This is a genomic window from Oerskovia sp. NPDC060287 (assembly GCF_042726775.1).
Taxonomy (GTDB): Bacteria; Actinomycetota; Actinomycetes; order Actinomycetales; family Cellulomonadaceae; genus Oerskovia; species Oerskovia merdavium.
Genome location: NZ_JBHXBO010000211.1, coordinates 1 through 7,183, shown reverse-complemented (window position 1 = coordinate 7,183; position 7,183 = coordinate 1). Strand labels below are relative to the sequence as shown.

General features: G+C 71.7%; 6 protein-coding genes. 1 reads left to right on the top strand and 5 read right to left on the bottom strand.

Translation table 11 applies throughout. The features are described 5' to 3' along the window. Positions 1–74: 74 nt before the first annotated feature. From rbfA to rimP, 5 genes are all read right to left on the bottom strand, one after another. The gene (rbfA, locus tag ACFWFR_RS15635; protein ID WP_191803878.1) at positions 75–551 is read right to left on the bottom strand and encodes a 30S ribosome-binding factor RbfA; all 477 of its coding nucleotides are present in this window, start codon (positions 549–551) and stop codon (positions 75–77) included. Positions 552–742: 191 nt separating this feature from the next. Continuing rightward, on the bottom strand, positions 743–3,691 hold the full coding sequence (infB, locus tag ACFWFR_RS15630; protein ID WP_191803876.1) for a translation initiation factor IF-2: 2,949 nt from the start codon (positions 3,689–3,691) through the stop codon (positions 743–745). Positions 3,692–3,912: 221 nt separating this feature from the next. Beyond that, entirely contained in the window at positions 3,913–4,110 is a 198-nt protein-coding gene (locus ACFWFR_RS15625; RefSeq protein WP_318244552.1) for a YlxR family protein, read from the bottom strand. A gap of 147 nt (positions 4,111–4,257) precedes the next feature. Continuing rightward, complete coding sequence (gene nusA / locus ACFWFR_RS15620) at positions 4,258–5,373, bottom strand: transcription termination factor NusA (RefSeq protein ID WP_377623572.1); 1,116 nt, start codon at positions 5,371–5,373, stop codon at positions 4,258–4,260. A gap of 3 nt (positions 5,374–5,376) precedes the next feature. Then, positions 5,377–5,925: a ribosome maturation factor RimP gene (rimP, locus tag ACFWFR_RS15615; RefSeq protein WP_377623571.1), complete on the bottom strand. Its 549-nt coding sequence runs from the start codon at positions 5,923–5,925 to the stop codon at positions 5,377–5,379. A gap of 235 nt (positions 5,926–6,160) precedes the next feature. Between rimP and ACFWFR_RS15610 the strand changes: the two genes are divergently transcribed. After that, complete coding sequence (locus ACFWFR_RS15610; RefSeq protein ID WP_377623570.1) at positions 6,161–7,132, top strand: DUF4439 domain-containing protein; 972 nt, start codon at positions 6,161–6,163, stop codon at positions 7,130–7,132. Positions 7,133–7,183 lie beyond the last annotated feature (51 nt).

The window sequence follows — 7,183 nt, the reverse complement described above, 5'->3', positions numbered from 1 at the left end:
TGCGGGGACCGGCCGTTCGTGTGCTCGTCGTGCCGCACCCGCCCGATCGCTCGGCCAGGTGCATGGGCGCGCCGTCAGGCGGGCGCGACCTCGTCGGAGTCCGCAGACCCGTCGGCCTCGACCTCGTCGTCAGCAACAGGCTTCTTGTACGGGTCGGCGTCGCCGGCGTACGTGGCCTTCTCGCGCAGCGCGGCCAGCTCGGCATCGCGACGTGCGGCCTCGTGGAGGGCGACGTCGAGGTGCGCAGCGGTGTCCGGCACGGAGTCGAGGTGGAACTCGAGGGAGGGCGTGAGCCGGATCCCCGTCTGCTTGCCGACCTCGGAGCGGATGATCCCCTTGGCGCTCTCGAGCGCCGCGGCGGTCCCTGCCCGCTCCTCGTCGTCGCCGTAGACCGTGTAGAACACCGAGGCGTTCTGCAGGTCACCGGTCACACGCACGTCGGTGATGGTCACGAACCCGAGACGCGGGTCCTTGATCCGGGTGTCGAGCATCTGCGCCACGATGACCTTGATGCGGTCAGCGAGCTTGCGAGCCCTGGGCTTGTCGACCATGGTTCAGTCCTTTCATCAGAGGGCCCCGCAGGAAGTCAGCTCCTGGTGGGCCCTTCGGGCCACGTCCTGAACGAACAGCTCCGCCGACGCCGGACCGTGAGGTGTGGCGGGTCGTGGTGGGTCTGGCACGGGCCACCAGGCCCGCAGTAGACCCGCCACACCTCACGGGTAGGCGTCAGCGGAGAGGTACGTCAGCTACGCGGCTTCTCCCGCATCTCGAACGTCGCGATCGTGTCGCCGACCTGCAGGTCGTTGAACGAACCGAGACCGATACCACACTCGAAGCCCTCGCGGACCTCCGTGGCGTCGTCCTTGAACCGCTTGAGCGACTCGACCGTGAGGTTGTCGCCGATGACGGCTCCCCCACGCAGGACGCGTGCCTTGGTGTTGCGTCGGATCTCGCCCGAGCGGACGATCGAACCGGCGATGTTCCCGAACTTGGAGGAACGGAAGACCTCGCGGATCTCGGCGGTGCCGAGCTGCACCTCTTCGTACTCGGGCTTGAGCATGCCCTTGAGTGCAGCCTCGACGTCGTCGATCGCCTGGTAGATGATCGAGTAGAAGCGGACGTCGACGCCCTCGCGCTCGGCCAGTGCCTCGACACGCTCGCCGTACTTGACGTTGAACCCGATGATGATCGCGTTGTCCACGGTCGCCAGGTTGACGTCGTTCTGGGTGATCGCACCGACGCCGCGGTGGATGATCCGCAGCTGGACCTCGTCGCCGACGTTGATCTGCAGCAGCGCGTCCTCGAGTGCCTCGACGGCACCGGAGACGTCGCCCTTGAGGACCAGGTTGAGGGTCTCGACCTTGCCCTGCTCGAGAGCCTGGGCGAAGTCCTCGAGGCTGACGCGCTTGCGACGCTTGGCCAGGAGGGCTGCGCGCTCGGCCGCCTCGCGCTTCTCGGCGATCTGACGGGCCGTGCGCTCGTCCGGAGCCACGAGGAACGTGTCACCGGCGCTGGGCACGGACGCGAGCCCGAGCACCATCACGGGGCGGGCAGGGCCGGCCTCGGTGACGTTGTTGCCGTGCTCGTCGAACATCGCACGGACCCGTCCGTGAGCGGTGCCCGCGACGATCGCGTCCCCGACGTGGAGCGTGCCGGACTGGACCAGGACGGTCGCGACGGCGCCGCGGCCCTTGTCGAGGTTCGCCTCGATGGCGACGCCTCGTGCGTCCTTGTCCGGGTTGGCACGCAGGTCGAGCGAGGCGTCCGCCGTGAGGAGGACGGCCTCGAGGAGCGCGTCGATGCCCTGGTTCTGCTTGGCGGACACGTCGACGAACATGGTGTCGCCGCCGTACTCCTCGGCCACCAGGTTGTACTCGGTGAGCTGCTGGCGGATCTTGGCGGGGTTGGCCCCCTCCTTGTCCACCTTGTTGACCGCGACGACGATCGGCACGCCGGCCGACTGCGCGTGGTTGAGCGCCTCGACCGTCTGCGGCATGACGCCGTCGTCGGCTGCGACCACGAGGATCGCGATGTCGGTCACCTGGGCACCACGAGCACGCATGGCGGTGAACGCCTCGTGACCCGGGGTGTCGATGAACGTGATGGGACGGTCGACGCCCTCGTGCTCGTGACGGACCTGGTAGGCACCGATGTGCTGCGTGATGCCGCCGGCCTCGCCGGAGATGACGTCGGTCTGGCGGATCGCGTCGAGCAGTCGGGTCTTACCGTGGTCGACGTGACCCATGACCGTGACGACGGGCGGACGGGCCTGGAGCTCGTCGTCGCCCTCGCCCTCGAGCTCGGCGTCCAGGTCGATGTCGAAGGCACCGAGGAGCTCTCGGTCCTCCTCCTCCGCGGAGACCATCTCGATGACGTACCCGAGCTCCGCGGCGAGCGAACCGAACGTGTCCTCGTCGAGCGACTGCGTGGCGGTCGCCATCTCACCGAGGTGGAACAGCACCGTCACGAGGCTCGCGGGGTTCGCGTCGATCTTGTCCGCGAAGTCGTTGAGCGAGGAGCCGTGACGCAGGCGCACGACGGTCGAGCCGTTCCCACGGGGAACCTGCACGCCACCCAGCGAGGGGGCCTGCATCTGCTCGAACTCCTGGCGCTTCGCCCGCTTCGACTTGCGCCCACGGACGGGGCGCCCTCCTGCACGACCGAACGCACCCTGGGTGCTGCCACGACCTGCGCCACCGCGGCCACCGCCACCGGGACGACCGGCGAAACCGCCGCCACCACCGGGAGCGCCGCCGGGGCCTCCACCTGCACCACCGGGACGACCGGCGAAGCCGCCGCGACCGCCACCGGCACCGCCGGCGCCGCCACCCGGACGACCGCCGGGAGCAGGACGGTCACCGGGACGACCGATCGAGGTACGACCGGGCATCATGCCCGGGTTGGGACGGGGACCACCCGGACGCGGGGCAGGACGGGGACCACCGGGACGGGGGCCACCGGTGCGCTCGGCGCTGCCTGCTGCTGCTGCGGGGTTGGCGTTCGCTGCCGGGTCCGCGGCGCGCTCGGGGCGTGCACCCGGACGGGGCATGCCCTGGCTCGAGGCGAACGGGTTGTTGCCCGGGCGCGGGGCGCCGGCGCGCGGCATGCCCTGGCTCGAGGCGAACGGGTTGTTGCCCGGGCGCGGGGCGCCGGGACGTCCGCCACCACCGGTTCCGCCGGAGCCGCCGGGGCGAGCTGCTGCGGGACGGGGGCCCGGCGCGGGGGCGTTGCCGCCACCTGCCGGCTTGGGCGACGCCGACGGCTTGCGCTCGGCGGCGGGAGCCGGCGTGGCGGCGGGCTTGGCTGCAGCGGGGGCTGCGGGCGTGGGCTCGACGAACGCGGGGCTCGCTGCTTCCTTCTGGGGTGCTGGTGCCTTGGGCGCGGCGGGTGCCGGCGCGGGGGCAGCCGGAGCCGCTGCTGCGGGCGCAGCCGGTGCGGCCTCGGCGGCCGGCACGGGCTTGGGCGCGGCGGGACGTGCCGGCGCGGGCTTCGCGGCGGCGGGCTTGGCGGGAGCGCTTGCGCTCTCCGTGCCACCGACCGGGAAGGTGTCGCGCAGCTTGCGGACGACCGGCGGTTCGATGGTCGAGGATGCCGAGCGGACGAACTCACCGAGTTCCGTCAGCTTGGTCATGATGGTCTTGCTCTCCACCCCGAGCTCCTTTGCGAGCTCGTAGACGCGGACCTTTGCCACAACTCTCCTGTCTCGGCCCACCCGAAACAGGGAGGACCGTCTTTAGTGCTGGGTGCTCATCGCTGGGTACTCATCGGGTGCCCATCGGCTTCTAACCCGCTTCCTTGTCGACGATTCGTGCGGTGTTCGTGCGGTACTGGCGCGGCTCGGCTGGGGCGGCGCGGGTGCGCCGCCGACCGGGACCGCCGACTTGACGATGACTGGCGATGACTGACGACGGGTCAGTCTTCCCTGTCGAGATGGGCGTGAACTCCGGCGAGGTCCACGGGTCCTGCGAGACGCAGCGCCCGGGGAAAGGCTCGTCGACGCTCGGCCAGCTCGAGGCAACGCCGAGCATCGTGGAGCCAGGCGCCGCGCCCCGGGAGCGACCTGCCGACATCGACGACGAGCCGGGGCTCTGGGATGTCGGGCTGGTCCACCACGAGGCGGAGAAGAACAGACCGTAGGTCACGTTCCCGGCACCCGACGCACGTCCGAACGGGCGCGTGAGCGCCTGGAGGGTCGTGCGACGGATTCCGGACCCGTGGCCCAGTCAGGGACAGTCTAGCGCGCCCGCTCACCGAGTGTTACCGGTTTCCGTCGCCGGAACCCGGTCCGTCGACCTCGTCGAAGCCTCCGCGGGCCCGGTCGTCGGCCGCACCGGGGTGTGCACCCTCGTCCGAGCGGATGTCGATGCGCCACCCTGTGAGCTTCGCGGCAAGCCGGGCATTCTGCCCTTCCTTGCCGATCGCGAGGGACAGCTGGAAGTCGGGGACGACCACGCGTGCGGCACGGGCCTCGGCGTCGACCACGGTGACAGACGTCACACGGGCCGGCGACAGTGCGCTCGCCACGAACTCCGCCGGGTCGTCGCTGAAGTCGACGATGTCGATCTTCTCGCCGTGCAGCTCGGCCATGACCGCGCGCACGCGCCCGCCCATGGGTCCGATGCACGCGCCCTTGGCGTTGAGCCCTGCGACGCGCGAGCGGACCGCGACCTTGGAGCGGTGACCCGCCTCGCGGGCGATCGCCATGATCTCGACCGAGCCGTCGGCGACCTCGGGGACCTCGAGCTCGAAGAGCTTGCGGACGAGGTTCGGGTGCGTGCGGCTCAGCGTGATCTGCGGACCCTTCATGCCGCGGGCGACGTCCAGGACGTACGCGCGCAGCCGCTCGCCGTGGACGTAGTCCTCGGTCGGGACCTGCTCGTGCGGCGGGAGGACCGCCTCGGTGCCGCCCACGTCCACGAGGACCATGCGCGGGTCGTTGGCCTGCTGGATGATGCCCGCGAGGACCTCACCCTCCTTGCCGCGGAAGTTGCCCAGGATCTGGTCGTCCTCCGCGTCGCGCAGCCGCTGCACGATGACCTGGCGTGCCGTCGCGGGCGCGATGCGACCGAAGTCCTTGGGCGTGTCGTCGAACACGGGGCCCAGCACGGGCGCGCGGTAGCGCCGCACGGGCTCGCCGTCCTCGTCTACCTCGTCGGCCGCGTCGTCGGCGTCCTCCTCGGCGGGGATCTCCTCGCGCGCCCAGACCGTCACGTGGCCGGTGCGGCGCTCGAGCTCGACCCGCGCGCGGGCGTGCGCGTCAGGGGTCCGGTGGTAGGCGGAGAGCAGCGCCTGCTCGATCGCCGCCACCAGGATGTCGAGGCTGATGTCCTTCTCGCGCTCCAGCAGGCGCAGCGCGCTCATGTCGATGTCCATCGATCAGACCTCCTCGTCGTTCGGGGCGATCGCCCCGGGGTTCTCGTCAACAGCCATCTCCGGGCCGAGGTCCGCCTCGAGCGCACGCTTGAGCTCTACCTGGATGGCGCCGCGCGTCACGTCGTCGAGCGCCACCGAGTCCACCGGGGCACCGGTGAGCAGCAGGCGGCCGTCCTCGACCTCGCGCAGGCGCCCTTCGACGCTCCCGCCGTCCGTGAGCGTGAGCCTGACGATGCGGCCACGAGCGCGCTTGAAGTGGCGCAGCTCGGTGAGGGGACGCGAGGTGCCGGGCGTCGAGATCTCGAGCGTGTAGGCACCGGGGAAGGCGTCGGACGCGTCGAGCGCGTTGTTGATCTCGCGCGAGACCTCCGCGACGGCGTCGAGGTCCAGGTTGCCCACCGCGTCCTCGGGCAGGTCCACCGTGATGCGGACGACCGAGCGGCTGCCGGCCAGGGAGATGGTCACGTCCTCCAGGTACAGGCCCGCTGCCTGCACCGCAGGTTCCACGACCTGGCGGACCCTGTCCGCACCGGCCTGCTTCGCCTTGTTCATGTCTCGGTCTCCCGTCGGCTTCCAGAGCCCACCGGGCAGTGGAATCGACCGGTGTGCTGTTGTACGGGTTCAGCCTAACGACTCACCCGCCAGGAACGTGACATCATCACCCTCGATGACTGCCGAACCGACTCCACGCCTCCACCCGTCGAGCGCCCCGAGCGACGCCGTACGGTCCGCTTCGCCCGGATATTCACGGGTCCGGGCGAATCGTCGTCGTCCCGCAGGTCGCGCGGTGGTGTCGATCGTCACGTCCCTCGCGCTGCTCGCCGTGGCCGGGTGCGGCCTGCGCCTGGAGACCCCTCCCCCGACCGAGCCCGTGCCCGACGCCCAGGAGACGCTGCGCCGCAGCGCGGTCGACGGCGCGCTGCTCGTGGGTGACCTCGCCGAGGCGGCGGTGGCGACGTCGTCGGGCCTGGACCCGACCGCGCTCGCGACGCTCACCGAGACGGGCACCTTCGCCGACCTCCACGTGACGCAGCTGGGCGGCGTCTACGACTCGGGCCTCCCCGAGCCCGAGCCCACCGCGAGCGCGACCGACGAGCCCACCACGCCCACCGCGGCCACGCCCGCCGAGGTCCTCGACGCGCTCGCCGCCTCGAGCGCGAGCATGCGCGAGGGGATCGACCAGACCGAGGACGGCCCGTTCGCACGGCTCCTGACGTCGATCGTGTCCTCGCAGGACACCTCCGCGCGTCAGCTCGCAGCCACGACGGGCACCCCGCTGCCCGAGTCCCTCGTGCTCCCGACCGGCCTGCTCGTCCCCGAGACCACGCCGTCGGGCCTGACCGCGACGGACCTGGCGACCATCATCGAGGCCGAGGACGCCGCGGGGTACGCGTTCGAGGTCCGCGCGGCCCTCTCGGACGGCGACGTGCGCGCCGCAGCCCTCGACCGCGCGGTGCTGCACCGCGCCCGTGCCGAGGCCTGGGCCCAGGCGGCCGGCACCGCGGGAGGGGCGCAGGACCCGCGCCGGGTCGCCTACTCGGTCCCGGCCGACATCCCGACGGCGGAGCTCGCCGTCCAGCTCGAGTCCTCGCTCGCGGAGTCGTACGCCGCGCTCACGGCCGAGGCCGGCACGGGCACGCGTCTGCCGCTCGCCGACCTGTCGACCGAGGCGAGCCTCGCGGCCGTCGCGTGGGGCGCTCCCCTGGGTACGTTCCCGGGCCTGCCCGAGCAGTCGACGACTCCCCCGGCGGCCGGCTGAAGACGCTCCTCCACGACGGACGGGCCGGGTCCTGGAGCATCGCTCCAGGAC